The organism is Lysobacter antibioticus HS124, from assembly GCF_000336385.2.
GTDB classification, from domain to species: Bacteria; Pseudomonadota; Gammaproteobacteria; order Xanthomonadales; family Xanthomonadaceae; genus Lysobacter; species Lysobacter firmicutimachus.
Map to the genome: position 1 here is coordinate 53,229 of NZ_HG424519.1, position 18,608 is coordinate 71,836.

Consider the following 18,608-nt stretch of genomic DNA (forward strand, 5'->3'; position numbering starts at 1 on the left):
AGCGCGAGCCGCACCTCAGCGCGGCTCGAACATCGCGATCGATTCCACGTGTGCGGTGTGCGGGAACATGTCCATGACCCCGGCCGCGCGCAGCTTCCAGCCCTTCTCGCGCACCAGATAGCCGGCGTCGCGCGCCAGCGAAGCCGGATGGCAGCTGACGTAGACGATGCGCTTGAACTGTTTCAGCGGCAGCTGGGTGAGCACGAAGTCGGCGCCCGAGCGCGGCGGATCCAGCAGCAGGCGGTCGAAGCCTTCGCGCATCCACGGTTCGGCGCTGAGGTCTTTACCGAGATCGGCGGCGTAGAACTGGGCGTTGCCCAGACCGTTGTGCGCGGCATTGTCGCGCGCGCGCTGGACCAGCCCGGCCTCGCCCTCGACCCCGACCACTTCGCGCACCGTGCGCGCCAGCGGCAAAGTGAAATTGCCCAGGCCGGCGAACAGGTCGAGCACGCGATCCTCGGCCTGCGGTTCGAGCAGGTCGATCGCGTGCTGGATCATGCGCCCGTTGAGCGCGGCGTTGACCTGGATGAAGTCCAGTGGCCGGAACTTCAGTTCCAGCTGCCACTGGGGCAGCGAGAACGACAACTGCGGATCGGCCGGCCACAGCGGATGCACGCTGTCCACGCCGCCCGGCTGCAGGAACACCGCGAACGCGTGCTCGCGGGCGAAACCGACAATGGCCTGGCGGTCGGCCTCCGACAGCGGTGCCAGATGGCGGAAAGTCAGCGCCATGCCGCCGTGATCGCTTTGCGGGTCGCCGCCGATGAACTCCACCTGCGGAATCTCGCGCCGCGCCTGCAGCCCGTCGATCAGCGTCGCCAGGGCCTCGATCTTGTCGCCGATCTGCGGGATCACCGTGTCGCAGCGGCGGATGTCGGCGACGAAACGCGGATCGGTCTCGCGGAAACCGACCAGGGTCTTGTCCTTCTTCTCGACCCGGCGCACCGAGAACCGGCCCTTGCGCCGATAGCCCCAGGCCGAATCGGTCAGCGCCGGCAGCACGCGCTCGGGCGTCACGTGTCCGATGCGTTCGAAGTTTTCCAGCAGCACCCGCTGCTTGGCCAGGATCTGCTGGTCCTCCGACAGATGCTGCAGCGCGCAGCCGCCGCAGGTGCCGAAATGCGCGCAACGCGGCGCGACCCGGTCGGCCGAAGCCTCCAGCACTTCCAGCGTCACCGCCTCGTCGAAATGGCGCGAACGCGCGGTCTGCTTGGCCATGACCCGTTCGCCCGGCAGCGCGCCGGCCACGAACACGGCCTTGCCGTCGGGACGCCGGGCAACGCCACGGCCGTCGTGCGTGAGGCCGGCGATGGCGACCTCGAAAGGAGTTTGATCGATGCGGGCCACAGCTGCTGGCAGGAATCAAATGGCCGGCCATTGTTGCATTTTCGCGTACTCGGAGTCGCGTCGGGGTCGGCCGGGATTGGCGATTGGGGATTGGCAAAAGCGAAAGGCCCGCCGAAGCGGGCCTTTCACGTCGCAAGCAGGGCTTCAACCGATCCCGAATCCCGAATTTCGGCTTTAAGCCAATCCCGAATCCCTAATGCCGAATCCCGGCTCCAAACCAATCCCGAATCCCCAATCCCGGCTATTTCTGCTTCCAACCGCCGCCCGCATCCTGATACCACCAGCCGCCCTTGGCGCTTTCGATCCACTGCCGGGCGAACACCTGGCGGATCTGGCCTTCCCACTCGGGGTGCCCGTTGGCGACGGCGATCTCGCGGTAGACCGCGGCCGAATCGCGGCCCTGGTCGGCCACCGCCTGGTTGACCGCGACCCGGTCGCCGAGCGGGATCTTGCCGGCGTCGCGCACGCTGACGGTGCCGTTGTTGGTGAAGCCCAGGGCGCCGGAATCGAAATGGGCGCGCAGCTGGCTGTCGAAGCGCGAGGCCATGCGCGACTGGATCGCCTGGATCGCCGGGGTCTTGATCGAGATGTCCGGCGACTGCGCGTAGGCGCTGCCGATGCCGACCAGGGACAGCCAGTCGATGCGCGCCGCGAGCCGGCTGACGTCGCTGGCCGGGGCCTGCGGCCGCACCGCGCCGAGTCCGCCGCCGGGCTTGGCCGGCTCGGGTTGCGGCGCCGTCGCCGGGGCCTGGTCGCCGATCACCTTCTCGACGAATTCCTTGGCCGCTTCCTTGGCCTCGGCGGCCGGGAAATAGACGTTGATGGTCACGCAGGCCGTCAACATCACGGCGGCGACCGGTACTCCCATCCAACGGCGCATGATCGGTTTCCTTTTCGTGGGCGCGCGTCCTGCGCGAGGCCCCGCGCATCCGGGCGCGGGCTGAACGATTCGGCGCCTATTGAACCACGGCGCCGTTGAACGGCGGGATACGCGACCCGCGGCCGCGCGCCCATCACCGCGCCGGCGGTCACTGCACCACCGGCTTGAGCTCGCCCTTGCTGACCGCTTCCAGGCGTTCCAGCAGGGTCGGCCAGTCGACCCGGCGGTTGTAGCCGACCACGTCCAGATGCGGCAGCCCGGCGCCCTGCACGATCAGGAAGCCGTTGTTCTTGGCCGGCCCCAGCCCGCCCATGTGGCAGACCTCCTCGGCGAGGCGACAGGAAATGCCGATGCGGGCATAGCCGAAGTCGTCGAAGAAACCGATCAGGCGGTCCTGCAGGCTGCCGACGAAGGACGAGTCGCCGACGCTGGACAGGTCCTGCACCGCGCGTTGGCTGATCCGCTGGCGCACGCCGGGGGTCTTGCGCGTGTGCAATTCGGCGTCGAACGCGACCGGCTGCCAGTCGACCAGACGCAGCCGGTCGATGCGGCCGAACAGGCGGCCGGTGATGCTGCCGAAGCCGAATACGCCGGTCAGCGATTCTAGGTCCAGGTTTTCCAGCGCCAGGTCCGAACTCAGGGTCGGCGCGACCCCGAACGGCCGCTCCATCGCCAGCGACGACACCGCCACCGTGCCGCCGAACAATTGCATGCTCAGCCCGCCATCGAGCTCGAGCCGGTCGTCGGCGTAATGCGCCTGCGGCAGGCGGCCGCTGAGTTCGCCGGTGAACGCCGGTCCGTCCAGGGCCTTGGCCAGGCGGCCGATATCGAGCCGGTCCAGGGTCAGGCCGAAGCGCAGGTCCAGGCCGCGCCCGCCGGCCGGCGGACGCAGGCGCAGGCCGTCGATGCCGACCTGGCCGCCCAGCATGGGGAAGCCGATCGCGCGGCGCAGGCGCAACTCGCCATGGTCGCTGGAGAACGGCAACCGGGTCGGGCCGAACTCGAGTCCGTACAGCGCCCCGCCGCTCCAGCTCAGTTCGCTGTCGACCGGATCGGCGTCCGAATAGCGCAGTTCGCCGTCGAGCCCCTCGAAGCGGAAGCGGCCTTGCGGGTCGTTCAACCGCACCGCGCCCAACCGTGCCTGTGCCTGTTGCAGTTCGCCGTCGCGCAGCCGCAGCCGCGCCTGGGCGACGCCGCCGAGTTCCAGTTGCGACAAACCGGCCAGAGCGAGGAAACCGGAAAGGTACGCGTCGCGCACCGGCGCCAGGTCCTCGCTGCGCAGTTGCAGGTCGAGCGCGGCCAGGCCGGCGTCGGCCCCCAGCGCGGCGCTGCCCTCGGCCTGAAGCAGGCGGCCGTCGCGCCATCGCCACTGCGGCAGGCGCCAGCCGGACTCGCCGGCGCCGCGCTCGGCCTCGACGCGCAATTCCACCGGCCGCTGCTGCAACGCCAGGTAGGCATTGCCGAACAACAGTTCGCCGCCCTGCAGGCCGCCGTCGATCGTGAAACGCTGGCCGGCGCCGATCGCGCTGTCCAGGTTCAGATGAGCGCCGAGGCGCTCGGCCGCGACCGAACCGTCGGGGGTGTCGAAGGCGCCGCCGGCCAGCCGCAACGGCCCGGCGATGCGCAGCGGCCCGCGTTCGGGCGCGGCGATGTCGAGCCGGCCGTCCAGAGTGCCGGCCTTGATCCGCCCCTCCGGCCACGCCTGGGCCAGCAGGGCCTGAGTCCAGGCCAAGGGCACCCGGCTCAGATCGATCCGGGTCAGGTCGGGGCTGGCCGCATCGCGGCGCAGGGTGAGCACACTGTCGCCGCGGCTCAGCCGTGCGTCGGTGCTGGCCACGCCCAGGTCCAGGGCCAGGCGCAAGGTCGGCCCGCGGCCGCTGCGCAGCTCGCCGGCGCAGGCCCAGCCGCCGCGCCCGTCGCGGCGCAAAGGGCAGCGCCAGTTCAAATCGCGGTAGCGATAGCCCAGCTCCGGCGCTTCGACCCGCGCGGCCTGCAGTTGCAGGTCGCCCTGTCCGGCGCCCTCCGGCCACGACAGCCGCACCGTCACGCCATCGAGCTGGGCCACCGCCGTATGCACGCGTTCGATCCGCGCGGTCAGTGTGCGCGCCTGCACATCGGCCGCTGCGATCCCGGCCAGGGGCAGCGACAAACCGATCAGGAGGCGTAACATGGCCCTCAGCATGGACGCAGGATAGCGGGCGAAAGCGAACCGGCAATGAAGAATTCCCCAGTTCCACGCGTGCTGCTGGTCGAGGACGACCCCACCAGCCGCGCCTTTCTCACCGCCGCGGTCGAGGCGATACCGGCCGAAGTCGACGGCGCCGACAGCCTGGCCGCCGCGCTCGCGCTGGGCGACGCGCAGGACTATCAGCTGTGGCTGTTCGACGCCAACCTGCCCGACGGCAGCGGCAGCGAGTTGCTCGCGCGCCTGCGCCGGCGCCATCCGCGCACGATCGCGGTCGCGCACACCGCCACCGGCGAAAGCGACGTGCGCGAACGGCTGATCGCTTCGGGCTTCAGCGAAGTGCTGGTCAAGCCGCTGCCTGCGGCCGCGGTGCGCGCCGCGATCCGGCGCCTGTTGGCCCTGCCCGGGCAAGAGTGCGCCGAGGCGCCGGCCGCCGCCGCGAGCGCCGAGCCGGTGTGGGACGACGACAGCGCGGCGCGTGCGCTCAACGGCAATCGCACCCATATCGCCACCTTGCGCGGTCTGTTCCTGCAGGAGTTGCCCAATGCGCGCCATGCGATCGAAAGCGCTCACCGGCTCGGCAATGTCGACGCGGTGCGCGCCGAGCTGCACAAGTTGCGCGCCAGCTGCGGTTTCGTCGGCGCCCTGAGGCTCGCCCAGGCGGTGCAGGAACTGCAGGCGCAGCCCGATTCGGCCGCCGCGCTGACGCGCCTGGCCGCCGCCGCCGACGACACCGTGCAGGCGACCGGCTGAGCCGGCGCTAATCCTGCGCCGCGTCCGGCTCCCGCCCGGGCCGGCTGCGCACTCGCGACAGCTCCGCCATCATTTCCCAGGATTTCAGCCCGCGCGGGCCGAGGTGGTGGGTCAGTACCGCGCGCAGCGCCTGGCGCAGCCCCGGCAGATCCGACGACTCCGGCGCGAGGTCGCGGGCCAGCGCCAGCAGCGCGCGCCCGGTCGCCGCGGCGCTGCGCTCGCCGTGGCCGCGGTCGCTGAGCAGACGGCGCGGCCCCTGCTCGGGATCGAGCCGGTAACGCGCAGCCGGATCGATCGGCGTGCCGTCGGCATCGACGCTCCAGTCGAACCCCGACCCCAGCGCTTCGAGCAGGTCGCGTTCGAACCGGCGCAAGGTCCAGGCCAGCCCCTCGCCCGGCAGACGCGCGCGGGTTCGGCCGTAAAGCTCGTACAACTCCGGAAACGGATCGTGCCGCGGCACCAGCCGCAACAGCAATTCGTTGACATAGAAACCGGCCAGCGCCGCATCGCCGTCCAGGCGCGGCGCCGCATCGAGCGCCTCGGCCGCGGTCAGACGCGCCAACTCGCCGCGCAACAGCGCATCCACGCGGATGTGCTGGAACGGCTGCAAAGCCGCGCGCAACACCTGCCGCTTCGGCCCCTGCACGCCGCGCGCGACCAAGCCGACCCGCCCGTGCTGCTCGCTCAACACCTCCACCAACAAGCTGGTCTCGCGCCAGGGGCGCGTATGCAGCACGTAGGCGGGTTCGGCGGTCAGGTGCATGTGGTGCCGGGATTGGGGATTCGGGATTGGGGATTCGGAAGTGCGATACGCGGTGCTGTGAACCTACACAGCGAGGACGGACTTGCTTCGACCAATCCCTAATCCCTAATCCTTAATCCCAACCTCACTCATACCCCAACTGGCGCAGCGCCGCCTCGTCGTCGGACCAGCCTTCGCGTACGCGGACCCAGGTCTCCAGGAACACCTTGGAACCGAACAGGCGCTCCATCTGCACTCGGGCCTTGGCGCCGATTTCGCGCAGGCGGGCGCCGCCTTTGCCGATCACGATCGCCTTCTGGCCGTCGCGTTCGACCCAGATCACCGCGCCGATGCGCAGCATCGCGCCGTCGACGGCGAAGCGCTCGATCTCGACCGTGGTCGCGTACGGCAGCTCTTCGCCGAGCTGGCGCATCAGCTGCTCGCGCACCATCTCGCCGGCAAGGAAGCGCTGGCTCTTGTCGGTGATCTCGTCCTCGCCATACAGCGCTTCCTGTTCCGGCAGCAGCGCCAGCACGCTCTTGACCAGCGCCTCCAGGCCCTTGTTCTTCAGCGCCGACACCGGGTGCACGCTGGCGAAATCGCGGCCCTCGCTGACCTTGGCCAAGTACGGCAGCAGGGCGGCCTTGTCGGCGATGCGGTCGACCTGGTTCACCACCAGCACCACCGGCAGGCCGGCACCGCGCAATGCGTCGAACGCCAGGGTGTCCTCGTCGTCCCACTGGCCGGCGCGCACCACCAGCAAGGCCGCATCCACCCCTTCCAGCGAGCCGCGCGCGGCGCGGTTCATCATCCGGTTCATGGCCCGCTTCTGCTCGCGGTGAATACCGGGCGTGTCGACCAGCAGCAACTGGCCCTCGGGGAAGGTGGCGATGCCGAGCAGGCGATGGCGGGTGGTCTGCGGCCGCGGCGAGACGATGCTGACCTTGGCCCCGACCAGGGCATTGACCAGGGTGGATTTGCCGACGTTGGGACGGCCGATGACGGCGACGTGGCCGGCGCGATGGGAAGAAGAAGTCATGCGCGAATTGTCCCCCCGGGCGGCGGTGGGGGCAATGGAGCGGGGATTGGGGATTCGGGATTGGCAAAAAGCGTAAAGCCGCCCGGAGGCGGCTTTAGCGAATTCCGAATCCCGAATCCCCGCTGTTACAAATCCCCAATCCCCGCTCAATCGGCCTTCAACCGCCGCAGCACCTCGTCCGCCGCCAATTGCTCGGCGGCGCGGCGGGAGCCGGCTTCGCCTTCGGCGCTCAACGGCGGCTGGCTCAAGGTGCAACTGACCCGGAAGGTCTTGGCGTGGTCCTCGCCGCTTTCCGACAGCAGGGCGTACACAGGCAGGGGTTTTTGCCGACCTTGCAGCCATTCCTGCAGGCGGGTCTTGGCATCCTTGCCGACCTTGTGCGCGGGCGGCAGGGCCTCCATCGCCGGCACGAACCAGGGCAGGACCCGGGCGCGGCAGGCTTCGAAACCGGCGTCGAGGTAGATCGCCGCGACCACGGCCTCCAGCGCGTCGGCCAGAATCGAATCGCGGCGGTGGCCGCCGGACTTCATTTCGCCCGGCCCCAGGGTCAGGCGGGCGCCCAGTTCCAGGGCGCGCGCGATCGGCGCCAGCGCCGATTCGCGCACCAGTTCGGCGCGGGCGCGCGTCAACGCGCCCTCGTCGGCTTGCGGCCAACGCTGGTACAGCGCTTCGGCCACGATCAGATTGACCAGCGCATCGCCGAGAAACTCCAGGCGTTCGTTATGCGGCGCCCCGGCGCTGCGATGAGTCAGGGCTTGCTGCAGCAACGCCGGGTCGGCGAAGCGATGGCCGATCGGATCAGTCACCTTCTTTCGAGGTCAGCTGCTGGACCGCCTTGAAACGGCCGACCACATCGAGGTTGGCGATCAGCGGACGCCGCACTTCGTAGGCCACGGTGATTTCCATGCCCCGGTCGTTGCGCACGATCTTGAAGTTTTCCTGCTTCACGCTGTCGACATAGCTCATGTCCATGCGGCGGAAGAACAGGTCGCGCGCCCTGGCGCCGTCCATGTGTCCGGCGCCCGGCTCCTGGGCCAGGTCGGACAGCGAACGCTTGACCGAATAGAACTCCGAATACATCGGCACCAGCTTCATGCCCATGTAGGCGAACACGCCGACCACCGCCAACACGATGATGAACCCCAGCAGGGTCATACCGCCTTGATTACGCTTCATACCTCGATCCCCTTCGATCAACCGGTTGGTCCAACCCACCACGTCCCCACCGCAACGGCTCGCGCCGTTACGGAATGCTGCTGCCGATGCGCGAGAAGTCCACGCCCCCGTCCAAGTTCATCCAGATCAGGAACGCCTTGCCGCGCAGGTTCTGCTCCGGCAGATAGCCCCAGTATCGGCTGTCCTCGCTGTTGTCGCGATTGTCGCCCATCACAAAATACTGCCCCTCGGGCACCTCCCATTCGCCCTCGCCCTGATCCAGCAGCGGCGACTCGGTGCGCAGGAGGATATTGTGCATGTGCTTGCCGACCTGCTCGCGCAGTTCCTGCGCGCCGGTCATTTCCACGCCGTTGCCGCGGCCCTGGTAGACCCCGACCGGCGCGTAGGCGATCGGTTCGCCGTTCACGGTCAGGCGGCCGTCGCGATAGACGATCTTGTCGCCGGGCAAGCCGATCACGCGCTTGATCCAGTCCTGCTCGGGATGATGCGGCGGCCGGAACACCACCACGTCGCCGCGCTCGGGTTCGCCCATCGCCAGCACCTTGTGGTTGGTGATCGGCAGGCGCAGGCCGTAGGTGAACTTGTTGACCAGGATGAAATCGCCGGTCAGCAGGGTCGGCATCATCGAGTTGGACGGGATCCGGAACGGCTCGGCGATGAAGCTGCGCAGGATCAGGACCACGAACAGCACCGGGAAGAACGCCTTGGAGTAGTCGACGACCACCGGCTCCTTGCCGTCGTCCAGCAGGCCCTCGTTCGCGGCCCGGCGCTTGGCCAGCACCAGCTTGTCCAGCAGCCAGACCAGTCCGGTGAAGATCGTCAGCGACACCAGGGCGATTTCGAACCAACGCATGCAGTTGTCCTTTTAAAGCCGGGATTCGAGATTCGGAATTTGGGATTGGTTAAAGCGGGAGCCGGGAATTGACCGGGAACTCGGGGGCGGGTTCGGTTCGAATCCGAGACCGCTCGCTGCGACCGCATCTCAGCCGCCCGGGCGCCTCTTGCTTCCCAATCCCCAATCCCAAATCGCCAATCCGCGCTTACTTGTTGTCGACCGTCAGCACAGCCAGGAACGCTTCCTGCGGAATCTCGACCCGACCGACCTGCTTCATCCGCTTCTTGCCTTCTTTCTGCTTTTCCAACAGCTTCTTCTTGCGAGTGATGTCGCCACCATAGCACTTGGCCAACACGTTCTTGCGCATCGCCTTGACCGTGCTGCGGGCGATGATCTGCGAGCCGATCGCGGCCTGGATCGCGACGTCGAACATCTGCCGAGGAATCAGGTCCTTCATCCGTTCGCACAGGTCGCGACCGCGCCGGTCGGCGTGGCTGCGGTGGCAGATGATGCTCAACGCATCGACCTTGTCGCCATTGATCAACGTATCCACGCGCACGAACGGGCCGCCCTGGAAGCGCAGGAAGTGGTAGTCCAGCGAGGCATAGCCGCGGCTGACCGACTTGAGCTTGTCGAAGAAGTCCAGCACCACCTCGGCCATCGGCAGCTCGTAGCTGATCTGCACCTGGCTGGCCATGTAGGTGATGCCGATCTGCACGCCGCGCTTTTCCTCGCACAGCTTGATCACGTTGCCGATGTAGTCGGGCGGGGTGAGGATGTTGGCGCGGATCACCGGCTCGCGGATCTCCTCGACCATGTTCACCGGCGGCAGCTTGGCCGGGTTGTCCATCGGGATCACGCTGCCGTCGGTCTTGAGCACCTCGTAGATCACCGTCGGCGCGGTGCTGATCAGGTTGAGGTCGTACTCGCGCTCCAGGCGCTCCTGCACGATCTCCATGTGCAGCATGCCGAGGAAGCCGCAGCGGAAGCCGAAGCCCATCGCCTCGGAGCTTTCCGGCTCGAAACGCAGCGCGGCGTCGTTGAGGCGCAGTTTCTCCAGCGCCTCGCGCAGCGCCGGGTAGTCCTCGGCGTCGACCGGGAACAGGCCGGCGAACACGCGCGGCTGCATTTCCTGGAAGCCCGGCAGCGGACCCGGCGCGGGATCGGAGGCCAGGGTCAGGGTGTCGCCGACCGGCGCGCCGTGCACGTCCTTGATCGAGGCGGTGATCCAGCCCACCTCGCCGGCGCCGAGCTTGGGCAGCTCCTTGCGCTTGGGGGTGAACACGCCGACCTTGTCGACCTGATGGGTGCGCCCGGTCGACATCACCAGGATCTTGCTGCCCGGTCCGATTTCGCCCTGCATGACCCGCACCAGCGAGACCACGCCGAGGTAGTTGTCGAACCAGGAGTCGATGATCAGCGCCTGCAGCTTGTCGGTGTCGCGCGGCTTCGGCGGCGGGATGCGATGCACGATCGCCTCCAGCACCAGCTCGACGTTGAGGCCGGTCTTGGCGCTGATCGCGACCGCGTCCTCGGCGTCGATGCCGATCACGGCCTCGATTTCGGTCTTGGCGCGCTCGATGTCGGCGGTCGGCAGGTCGATCTTGTTGAGCACCGGCACCACTTCCAGGCCCTGCTCGACCGCGGTGTAGCAGTTGGCGACCGACTGGGCCTCGACGCCCTGGGCGGCGTCGACCACCAGCAGCGCGCCCTCGCAGGCGGCCAGCGAGCGGCTGACTTCGTAGGAGAAGTCGACGTGGCCGGGGGTGTCGATGAAGTTCAGCTGGTAGACCTTGCCGTCCTTGGCCTTGTACGGCAGGGACACGGACTGGGCCTTGATGGTGATGCCGCGCTCGCGCTCGATCGGGTTCGAGTCGAGCACCTGGGCTTCCATTTCGCGCGCTTCGAGGCCGCCGCACAGCTGGATGATGCGGTCGGCGAGCGTCGACTTGCCGTGGTCGACGTGGGCGATGATCGAAAAGTTTCGGATCTGTTGCATGCGAGGCGACGCGGAGCTCGCCGGTTCCATGAGAGTTAACGGGGGATTATCGCATAGCCCCCGGCCCGCCGCGGCCGGGCGGCGGGCCGAACCGTGCGCACGACCACGCCGGCGCCCGCCGTGGGGCGGGCGCCGAGTCTGGCCGGAACCGGTCGCCGCCGGTGTCCGAGCCAGCCGACCGGCCCCCTTGGCTACGCGAGGGGCCGGCACGCCGCCGGCCTGGGTTACTTGCCCTGCCCGGCCTGGACCGCGATGAACTGGGTGGCGCTGCCACGGCGGACCAGCAGCATCGCCGTCTGGCCCGGACGGGTCCCGGCCAGGGCCCGCTCCAGCGCCGCGGCGCTGCCGACTGCGGTGCGGCCGACGGAGAGGATCACGTCGCCGGGACGGACCCCGGCCTCGGCGGCGGCCGGGCCCGGATCGCGCACCGCCACGCCCTCGCCGGCCTTCAGGCCCAGGCGCTGGCGCGCGGCCGGGTCGAGGTCCTGGGCGGCGATGCCCAGGGCGTTGCCGCCGCTGCGCGACGGTGCGGCATCGCTGCCGTTGCCCGACGCATCGTTGGCCGCCAGCGCGCCGTCGCCGTTCAACTCGTTGACCGCCACGGTCAGCTCGACCGTCTTGCCGTCGCGGAACACGCCGACCCGCGCCTTGCTGCCCGGCGCCAGGTTGCCGATCAGCGGCGGCAGGTCGCTGGACTCGTACACCGCGGTGCCGTTGACCGAGCGCACCACGTCGCCCGGCACCAGCCCGGCCTTGTCCGCCGGACCGCCGTCCAGGACCTGCGCGATCAGGGCGCCGTTGCTGTCGGGCAGGCCCAGCGCGGCGGCCTTGGTCGCATCCAGCGGCTGCACCACCACGCCGAGCTGGCCGCGGCTGACCTTGCCCTTGGCCCGCAACTGCTCGGCCGAGTTCATCGCCACGTCGATCGGGATCGCGAAGCTGACCCCCATGTAGCCGCCGGAATTGGAGAAGATCTGCGAATTGATCCCGACCACCTCGCCGCCGGTGTTCAGCAGCGGGCCGCCGGAATTGCCCTGGTTGATCGCCACGTCGGTCTGGATGAACGGCACATAGCGCTGATCAGCATAGGGATTGCTGCGTCCGACCGCGCTGACGATGCCGGCGGTGACCGAGTGGTCGAGGCCGAACGGCGAGCCGATCGCGACCACCCACTGCCCGGCCTTGGTGTGGCCGGCCTGGGCGGCGCGCAGGAACGGCAGCCCCTTGGCCTCGATCTTGAGCAGGGCGACGTCGGACTGCTCGTCGCTGCCGATCACCTTGGCCTTGAACTCGCGCCGGTCGGTCAGCTTGACCGTGACCGTGTCGGCGCCGTCGACCACATGATGGTTGGTCAGCACGTAGCCGTCCTGCGAGATCAGGAAACCGCTGCCGATCGAACGCCCGCCGCCACGCGGCTGGCGCGGCCCCTGGCCGCCCGGGCCGGGGAAGTCGGGGCCGAAAAAGCGGCGGAAGAACTCGGGGATCTGTTCCTCATCGGGCATGCCGCCGCGGGCGACCCGCTTGGGCGTGCTCTCGGCGCTGATGTTGACCACCGCCGGGCCGACCCGTTGCACCAGGGCGGTGAAATCCGGCAGGCCGGCCACGATCGGCGCGGCCGGGGTCGCCGCCGGCGGCGGCGCGATCGGGGCGGTCGGCGCCTGCGCCGTGCACGCCGCCGGCAAGGCGACGGCGATCGCGCCGATCAGGGCCAGGGAATGCAGGGGACGGCCACGCGTGCGGCCGGCGGCCGCGGCGCGGTTCGACGACAGGCGGAGCATCGGGAAGCGGGTCATGAAGCGGCCTCGTGACGATGGTTGAGGGTCGGAACGCGGACAACAGGGGGCCGTCGCGCGGCACGGCCGCGCAGGCGACGATGGGGATGCTTCGGAAACGGACCCGGCCGGCCGGATGGGCCGACCGCCGGGCCCGGACTCAGGGCTGCGGCGACCGCTCCGGAGCCGGCGCACGGACGCGCGGCTCATCGGTCGCGGCGGCGGGCTCGAACGGATAGAACGAAGGCGACAACGAACCGCTGCTGCCGTAGCTCGCGGTGTAACCGTGGTCGGCCGGGAAGTTCGGCAACACCGCGCGCGGCCACGGTCGCGCCGCTGGCGTTTCGTTCTGCGGCGGGTGGAACGGGTTGCGAGCGGCATCGGCCGGCAGCGGCGAGGCGCCGCCGATCGCGGCGACCTGCACCGGCGCTTCGGCCTGGCGCCCGGCCGATGCGCGCAGCGCGGCGCGCTGGCTCTGGCCGCGCGAGCGGCGTTCGTTCAGCCGCCGCGGCAGCTCGGCCACGGCGACCGCGGTCGCGGCGGCGCCGCCGGCCAGGACCGAAGCGTCGCCCGAGGTCGCCGCCGGCACGCCGCTCGCGGTGGCGGCCGGGTCGGCGGCGGCCGGGGTCGCAGGCTGCGGCTGGGCGGCGGCCAGGGCCGGAACCGTCACCTGCACCGGGTCGGCGCTGCCGCCAGCGGCGTCGTCGGAGAACGGCCGCGCCACGAACAAGGCCGCGACCGCGACCGAAGCGGCCAGCGCAGCGCCGCCGAACCAGCCGCGGCGGCTGCGCGGACGCTCGCGGATCGCATCGGCCGGAGCGGCGCTCTCGCGCGAACGCTGGATCGCGGCGTCGGCCGCGATCGCGGCCGCGACCCGGTCGGCGAAATCGGCCGGCGCCACGCCCTGGGCGCGGCCGCGCAGCACGTCGCCGCACAATTGCCAGCGGCCGCAGGCCTGGCGCCATTGCGCGTCGTGGCCGAGCCGCTTGAGCGCGAAGCGCGCGGCGTCGCCGTCGAGCTCGCCATCGAACAAGGCGCTCAGGTTCTCGCGATCATCGCCATGGATAGTGTTCGACATCATCAGTGCGCGCGCTCCCGGGTGTCCTGATTGTCCAGCAAGGGCCGAAGTTCGGTGTCGATCGCCTCGCGGGCGCGGAAGATCCGCGACCGCACCGTGCCGATCGGGCACCCCATCTTCTGCGCGATCTCGTCGTAGCTCAGGCCGTCGACCTCGCGCATGGTGATGGCGGCCCGCAGTTCCTCCGGCAGCGACTCGACCACCCGCATCACGGTGCGTTCGATCTCCTGCCGCAGCAGTTCGTGTTCCGGCGTATCGGTATCGCGCAGGCGGATGCCGGCGTCGTACTGCTCGGCGTCGCCGGCGTCGATGTCGTCGGTCGGCGGCCGGCGGTTCTGCGCTACCAGGTAGTTTTTGGCGGTATTCACGGCGATACGGTGCAACCACGTATAGAACTGGGCGTCGCCGCGGAAATTCGCCATCGCGCGGTAGGCGCGGATGAAGGTTTCCTGGGCCACGTCCTGGCATTCGCTCCAGTCGGGGATGTAGCGCCCGATCAGCGCGGTGATCCGATGCTGGTACTTGCGCACCAAGGCATCGAAGGCCGCACTGTCGCCGCGCTGGACACGCCTGACCAGCTCCTGGTCCAACTCATTCTCGGCCATACCGCGCCGGCACTCCTGTCAGCTCGGCCATGGCCGAACAATGGGACAACCCTGTCGGGGAAAAAGTTCAATCGCCGGATCAATGGGGTCGGCGGCGAACGCTCGCAACCGTCAAGTGTCCCACAGCCGCCGGGGACTTGCCGTACGGACGGGCGCCGGAGCGAACGGATTTGACGGCGGCGAAACACAATCGGGATGATAGCGGCCTCCCCATACCTGAACGGATGGTGCGGCAATGACTGCAGCCCTCGACGGCCTCACCGCGTTTGACGGGCTCCGTGCCCGGCACTGGCACACCGAACTGCGCGCGGACGGCGTGCTGGTGCTCTCCTTCGACCGCGAAGGCGCGCCGGTCAACACCTTCGCCCAGGACGTGCTGATCGAACTCGACGGCCTGCTCGAACGGCTGGCGCTGGACCCGCCCAAGGGCCTGGTGCTGCGCTCGGCCAAGAGCACCGGCTTCATCGCCGGCGCGGACATCAAGGAATTCCAGTCCTTCGACCAGAAGGGCACGGTCGGCGACGCCATCCGCCGCGGCCAGCAGGTGTTCCAGCGCCTGGCCGAACTGCCCTGCCCCACGGTCGCGGCGATCCACGGCTTCTGCATGGGCGGCGGCACCGAAATCGCCTTGGCCTGCCGCTACCGCGTCGCCAGCAGCGACGGCTCGACCCGGATCGGCCTGCCCGAGGTCAAGCTCGGCATCTACCCGGGCTGGGGCGGCAGCGTGCGCCTGCCGCGCCTGGTCGGCGCGCCGGCCGCGTTCGACCTGATGCTGACCGGCCGCAGCCTGTCGGCGACGGCGGCGCGCGCGATCGGCCTGGTCGACAAGATCGCCGAGCCGGCGGTGCTGGTCGACACCGCCGCCGGCATCGCCTTGAGCGGCGCCCAGCGTCCGTTCAAGCAGCGCTTCACCGCCTGGGCCAGCAACACCTGGCCGGCGCGCAAGATCCTCGCGCCGATGCTGGTCAAGCAGGTCGCGCGCAAGGCACGCAAGGAACACTACCCTGCGCCGTACGCGCTGATCTCGACCTGGGAGCGCACCGGCGGCGGCGTGCAAGCGCTGCTGGCCGGCGAACGCAAGTCGGTGGTCAAGCTGGCCTCGACTCCGACCGCGCGCAACCTGATCCGGGTGTTCTTCCTGCAGGAACGGCTCAAGGGCCAGGGCGGCAAGGACCATCGCATCAAGCACGTGCACGTGGTCGGCGCCGGCGTGATGGGCGGCGACATCGCCGCCTGGTCGGCCTACAAGGGCTTCGAAGTCACCCTGGCCGACCGCGAGCAGCGTTTCATCGACGGCGCGCTGGAACGCGCCCAGGCCCTGTTCGCCAAGAAGGTCAAGGACGACGGCAAGCGCGCGGCGGTCGCCGCGCGCCTGCGCAGCGATCTGGCCGGCGACGGCGCCGACGCGGCCGACCTGGTGATCGAGGCCATCATCGAGAAGCCCGAGGCCAAGCGCGAGCTGTACGCGCAGGTCGAGCCGAGGCTGAAGGCCGACGCGCTGCTGACCACCAACACCTCGTCGATTCCGCTCGACGAACTGCGCGGGCACATCCGCCGCCCGGCCCAGTTCGGCGGCCTGCACTACTTCAACCCGGTCGCGCTGATGCCGCTGGTGGAGATCATCCGCCACGATGCGATGGCGCCGGAGACCGAGCAGCGCCTGGCGGCGTTCTGCAAGGCGATCGACAAGCTGCCGGTGCCGGTCGCCGGCAGCCCGGGCTTCCTGGTCAACCGGGTGCTGTTCCCGTACATGCTCGAAGCCGGCACCGCCTTCGCCGAAGGCATCCCGGGGCCGGCGATCGACAAGGCCGCGCTCAAATTCGGCATGCCGATGGGCCCGATCGAACTGATCGACACCGTCGGCCTGGACGTCGCCGCCGGCGTCGGCGCCGAGCTGGCGCCGTTCCTGGGCCTGGAAGTGCCGGCCGCGCTGAGCAACGTCGAGCCGGGCAAGCGCGGCAAGAAGGACGGCCAGGGCCTGTACAAGTGGGAGAACGGCCGCGCGCAGAAGCCGGAGCTGGCCAAGGACTACAAGGCGCCGAACGATCTGGAAGACCGCCTGATCCTGCCGCTGATCAACGAAGCGGTGGCCTGCCTGCACGACGGCGTGGTCGCCGACCCCGACCTGCTCGATGCCGGCGTGATCTTCGGCACCGGCTTCGCCCCGTTCCGCGGCGGCCCGATCCAGTACGTACGCGAAACCGGCGTCGACAACGTCCTGGCGCGCCTACAACAGCTGCAGGCCCGCTACGGCCTGCGTTTCGCCCCGCGCCAGGGCTGGGATTCGCCGCTGCTGCGCAAGTAAAGCGCGCAACGCCGCAAGCAACGAAGAGCCGCGCGAATGCGCGGCTTTTTTGTTGTTGCCGTTGCCGTTGCCGTTGCCGTAAAGAGCTTGGCGCCGCATCGATCTTGCGAGAACGCCCTCAAGCCGCGGAGGGCGGCCCGCAGGGAGGCCGGCTGTGCGGAGCAGCCCCGCGCACGCTTCGTCCCGTAGTGGCTTTTGATCCGAAACCGCCATGGCGTTTTCTTTGGTTACTTTTGACCGAAGGAAATCCCGTAGGACGTTGTCGCCTTGGACAAAGAAAGTGATCCGGCCGCTTGCGGACAGAAGCTCGGCTTTGAAGCTTTGAAACTCCACGGGCCTTCGAACGACAGACGCCGCGAGACCGCAAGAACGCGGTCGCGGCTTGCGCCGCTCCTACAGGGGGGGCATAGGACAAAGACGCGGCGAGAGCGATGGATGGCGGTCGCGGCTTGCGCCGCTCCTACCCTGGGCGGAGGCCCCGGCAATGCCGCAGCGGCGCGGCCGCAGTCACATCGTGTGGGTGGGTCGCTCGGCGTGGAGGGTGCCGGCCAGCAGCGCCTCGATCTTGCCCTTGACCGCATCGCCTTCAGCCGTCTCGGCGAACTGCACCCCGATGCCCGCCGTACGATGCCCCTGCGCGCCGGTCGGCGTGACCCACACCACCTTGCCGGCCACCGGCATGCGCTCGCCCGATTCGGGCAGGGTCAGCAACAAGAACACCTCGTCGCCGATGAAGTAACGCTTGGGCGTGGCGACGAAGATGCCGCCGAACTTGAGAAACGGCATGTAGGCGCTGTACAGCGCCGCCTTGTCCTTGATCGTCAGCGACAGGATGCCCTGCCGCGCTGCCCCTGCCGGTGCGTTCATGCCCTGCTTCCTCCCGCGGCGCGGCGCGTCTCGTCGGCGCGCCAGGCCATCAACAATTCGGTAACGGCCAGATCGGCGCGCACCGTGGTCCGCAACAGATCGCGGGTCCGGTTGGCGCGATCGAACCAGGCAGCAAGACTGCGCGCGCGGCCCGGGTCGGTCAAGCCGGCGGCGGCTTCGGCCAGCGCGATGTCCGACGCGTGTCGCAGACGCAGCGCGGCATGCTCGTCGCCGACCCAGCGTTGCGCGACTTCCGGTGCCGAGGTTTCGCCGCGGCCGAGCTTGGCCAGATCGGCGGCGACTTCGCGGCGCAGCTTCAGTCCGTCGCCGGTCAGCCATTCCTGGGCCAGGCCGGGATGCCCGCGCGCGGCGTCGAACGCCTCGCGTGCGGCCGCTTCGGCATGGCCTTGCGCGCGCAGCCAGGCCAAGGCCTCGTCGTGCGGCGGCAGACGGAACTCCAGGCGCTGGCAGCGGCTGCGGATGGTCGCCGGCAGGCGCGCAGGATGCGAGCTGACCAACCACAGATACCGCCCCGGCACCGGCTCTTCCAAGGTCTTGAGCAAGGCGTTGCAGGCGGCGGTGTTGATCGCGTCGGCCGGATCGATGATCGCGATCTGCGCGCCGCCGTACTGCGGGGTCAGCGCCAAGCGCTCGGACAGCGAGCGGATCTGCTCGATCACGATCTCGGTGCGCAGTCGGGTGCCTTCCTTGTTCGGAACGAAGCTGACGAACTGGTAGTCCGGATGGGTACCGGCGTCGAGCAGCAGGCAGCTGCGGCAACGACCGCACGGCTCGCCGTCGGCGTCGCGTTCGCGGCACAGCAGGCCGCGCGCCAGACGCTCGGCGACCGCGCGCTTGCCGAGCTGGGCCGGGCCGCAGAACAGCAGGCCGTGGCCGAGCCGGCCGGCCGCGATCGAGGCCTTGGCCTGATCGTAGATGCGGCGCTGCCAGCTCGCGAACGCCGGCGCGCTCATGCCTGCGCTCCCGCGGCGGGCGTGCGCGCGATCAGCGCGCGCAGCCGCGCC

16 protein-coding genes are annotated in these 18,608 nt (G+C 69.6%); 2 read left to right on the top strand and 14 right to left on the bottom strand.

Features of this window, described 5'->3' with window-relative positions; all coding sequences use genetic code 11:
- Positions 1–15 precede the first annotated feature (15 nt).
- The 3 genes from rlmD to TX83_RS14720 form a co-directional block, all read right to left on the bottom strand.
- Positions 16–1,359, bottom strand: coding sequence for a 23S rRNA (uracil(1939)-C(5))-methyltransferase RlmD (gene rlmD / locus TX83_RS14710; protein WP_064748715.1), 1,344 nt, complete (start codon positions 1,357–1,359; stop codon positions 16–18).
- Between the two features lie 229 nt (positions 1,360–1,588).
- Positions 1,589–2,227, bottom strand: coding sequence for a YdbL family protein (locus tag TX83_RS14715; RefSeq protein ID WP_075575182.1), 639 nt, complete (start codon positions 2,225–2,227; stop codon positions 1,589–1,591).
- Positions 2,228–2,375: 148 nt separating this feature from the next.
- On the bottom strand, positions 2,376–4,397 hold the full coding sequence (locus tag TX83_RS14720) for a hypothetical protein (protein ID WP_064748717.1): 2,022 nt from the start codon (positions 4,395–4,397) through the stop codon (positions 2,376–2,378).
- A gap of 45 nt (positions 4,398–4,442) precedes the next feature.
- On the opposite strand from TX83_RS14720, the gene TX83_RS14725 reads away from it, so the two are divergent.
- On the top strand, positions 4,443–5,165 hold the full coding sequence (locus TX83_RS14725; protein ID WP_064748718.1) for a response regulator: 723 nt from the start codon (positions 4,443–4,445) through the stop codon (positions 5,163–5,165).
- A 7-nt stretch (positions 5,166–5,172) separates the two neighbouring features.
- On the opposite strand, the gene recO is transcribed toward TX83_RS14725, so the two are convergent.
- From recO to rpoE, 9 genes are all read right to left on the bottom strand, one after another.
- Entirely contained in the window at positions 5,173–5,928 is a 756-nt protein-coding gene (gene recO, locus TX83_RS14730) for a DNA repair protein RecO (RefSeq protein ID WP_064748719.1), read from the bottom strand.
- Between the two features lie 124 nt (positions 5,929–6,052).
- Positions 6,053–6,946 carry a GTPase Era gene (era, locus tag TX83_RS14735; RefSeq protein WP_064748720.1) on the bottom strand — a complete coding sequence of 298 codons (894 nt, stop codon included), beginning with the start codon at positions 6,944–6,946 and terminating at the stop codon, positions 6,053–6,055.
- Between the two features lie 146 nt (positions 6,947–7,092).
- On the bottom strand, positions 7,093–7,752 hold the full coding sequence (rnc, locus tag TX83_RS14740) for a ribonuclease III (RefSeq protein ID WP_064748721.1): 660 nt from the start codon (positions 7,750–7,752) through the stop codon (positions 7,093–7,095).
- Complete coding sequence (locus TX83_RS14745) at positions 7,745–8,122, bottom strand: DUF4845 domain-containing protein (RefSeq protein ID WP_064748722.1); 378 nt, start codon at positions 8,120–8,122, stop codon at positions 7,745–7,747. Before TX83_RS14745 ends, rnc begins: the two co-directional genes overlap by 8 nt.
- A gap of 67 nt (positions 8,123–8,189) precedes the next feature.
- Positions 8,190–8,975 carry a signal peptidase I gene (gene lepB / locus TX83_RS14750; protein ID WP_064748723.1) on the bottom strand — a complete coding sequence of 262 codons (786 nt, stop codon included), beginning with the start codon at positions 8,973–8,975 and terminating at the stop codon, positions 8,190–8,192.
- 187 nt (positions 8,976–9,162) lie between these two features.
- Positions 9,163–10,956 (bottom strand): translation elongation factor 4, encoded by a 1,794-nt coding sequence (gene lepA, locus TX83_RS14755; protein ID WP_064748735.1) that lies wholly within the window; start codon positions 10,954–10,956, stop codon positions 9,163–9,165.
- 224 nt (positions 10,957–11,180) lie between these two features.
- The gene (locus TX83_RS14760; protein WP_261370147.1) at positions 11,181–12,749 is read right to left on the bottom strand and encodes a DegQ family serine endoprotease; all 1,569 of its coding nucleotides are present in this window, start codon (positions 12,747–12,749) and stop codon (positions 11,181–11,183) included.
- Positions 12,750–12,888: 139 nt separating this feature from the next.
- The gene (locus TX83_RS14765) at positions 12,889–13,809 is read right to left on the bottom strand and encodes an RseA family anti-sigma factor (RefSeq protein ID WP_064748724.1); all 921 of its coding nucleotides are present in this window, start codon (positions 13,807–13,809) and stop codon (positions 12,889–12,891) included.
- On the bottom strand, positions 13,809–14,411 hold the full coding sequence (rpoE, locus tag TX83_RS14770; protein ID WP_064748725.1) for an RNA polymerase sigma factor RpoE: 603 nt from the start codon (positions 14,409–14,411) through the stop codon (positions 13,809–13,811). Before rpoE ends, TX83_RS14765 begins: the two co-directional genes overlap by 1 nt.
- A 235-nt stretch (positions 14,412–14,646) precedes the next feature.
- Between rpoE and TX83_RS14775 the strand changes: the two genes are divergently transcribed.
- Complete coding sequence (locus tag TX83_RS14775) at positions 14,647–16,716, top strand: 3-hydroxyacyl-CoA dehydrogenase NAD-binding domain-containing protein (protein ID WP_064748726.1); 2,070 nt, start codon at positions 14,647–14,649, stop codon at positions 16,714–16,716.
- Positions 16,717–17,223: 507 nt separating this feature from the next.
- Here TX83_RS14775 and TX83_RS14780 read toward each other — a convergent pair.
- Positions 17,224–17,583, bottom strand: a complete 360-nt coding sequence (locus TX83_RS14780; protein ID WP_064748727.1) for a PilZ domain-containing protein — start codon at positions 17,581–17,583, stop codon at positions 17,224–17,226.
- On the bottom strand, positions 17,580–18,557 hold the full coding sequence (locus tag TX83_RS14785; protein WP_064748728.1) for a DNA polymerase III subunit delta': 978 nt from the start codon (positions 18,555–18,557) through the stop codon (positions 17,580–17,582). The genes TX83_RS14780 and TX83_RS14785 overlap by 4 nt, the downstream gene beginning before the upstream one ends.
- Positions 18,558–18,608 lie beyond the last annotated feature (51 nt).

Excerpts from the sequence above, each read along its gene's own strand:
- rpoE (WP_064748725.1), bottom strand. The coding sequence starts at position 14,411 with ATGGCCGAGAATGAGTTGGACCAGGAGCTGGTCAGGCGTGTCCAGCGC.
- recO (WP_064748719.1), bottom strand. The coding sequence starts at position 5,928 with ATGCACCTGACCGCCGAACCCGCCTACGTGCTGCATACGCGCCCCTGG.
- TX83_RS14785 (WP_064748728.1), bottom strand. The coding sequence starts at position 18,557 with ATGAGCGCGCCGGCGTTCGCGAGCTGGCAGCGCCGCATCTACGATCAG.
- TX83_RS14780 (WP_064748727.1), bottom strand. The coding sequence starts at position 17,583 with ATGAACGCACCGGCAGGGGCAGCGCGGCAGGGCATCCTGTCGCTGACG.
- TX83_RS14765 (WP_064748724.1), bottom strand. The coding sequence starts at position 13,809 with ATGATGTCGAACACTATCCATGGCGATGATCGCGAGAACCTGAGCGCC.
- TX83_RS14725 (WP_064748718.1), top strand. The coding sequence starts at position 4,443 with ATGAAGAATTCCCCAGTTCCACGCGTGCTGCTGGTCGAGGACGACCCC.
- TX83_RS14775 (WP_064748726.1), top strand. The coding sequence starts at position 14,647 with ATGACTGCAGCCCTCGACGGCCTCACCGCGTTTGACGGGCTCCGTGCC.
- TX83_RS14720 (WP_064748717.1), bottom strand. The coding sequence starts at position 4,397 with ATGTTACGCCTCCTGATCGGTTTGTCGCTGCCCCTGGCCGGGATCGCA.
- lepA (WP_064748735.1), bottom strand. The coding sequence starts at position 10,956 with ATGCAACAGATCCGAAACTTTTCGATCATCGCCCACGTCGACCACGGC.
- lepB (WP_064748723.1), bottom strand. The coding sequence starts at position 8,975 with ATGCGTTGGTTCGAAATCGCCCTGGTGTCGCTGACGATCTTCACCGGA.
- TX83_RS14760 (WP_261370147.1), bottom strand. The coding sequence starts at position 12,749 with ATGACCCGCTTCCCGATGCTCCGCCTGTCGTCGAACCGCGCCGCGGCC.
- era (WP_064748720.1), bottom strand. The coding sequence starts at position 6,946 with ATGACTTCTTCTTCCCATCGCGCCGGCCACGTCGCCGTCATCGGCCGT.
- TX83_RS14745 (WP_064748722.1), bottom strand. The coding sequence starts at position 8,122 with ATGAAGCGTAATCAAGGCGGTATGACCCTGCTGGGGTTCATCATCGTG.
- TX83_RS14715 (WP_075575182.1), bottom strand. The coding sequence starts at position 2,227 with ATGCGCCGTTGGATGGGAGTACCGGTCGCCGCCGTGATGTTGACGGCC.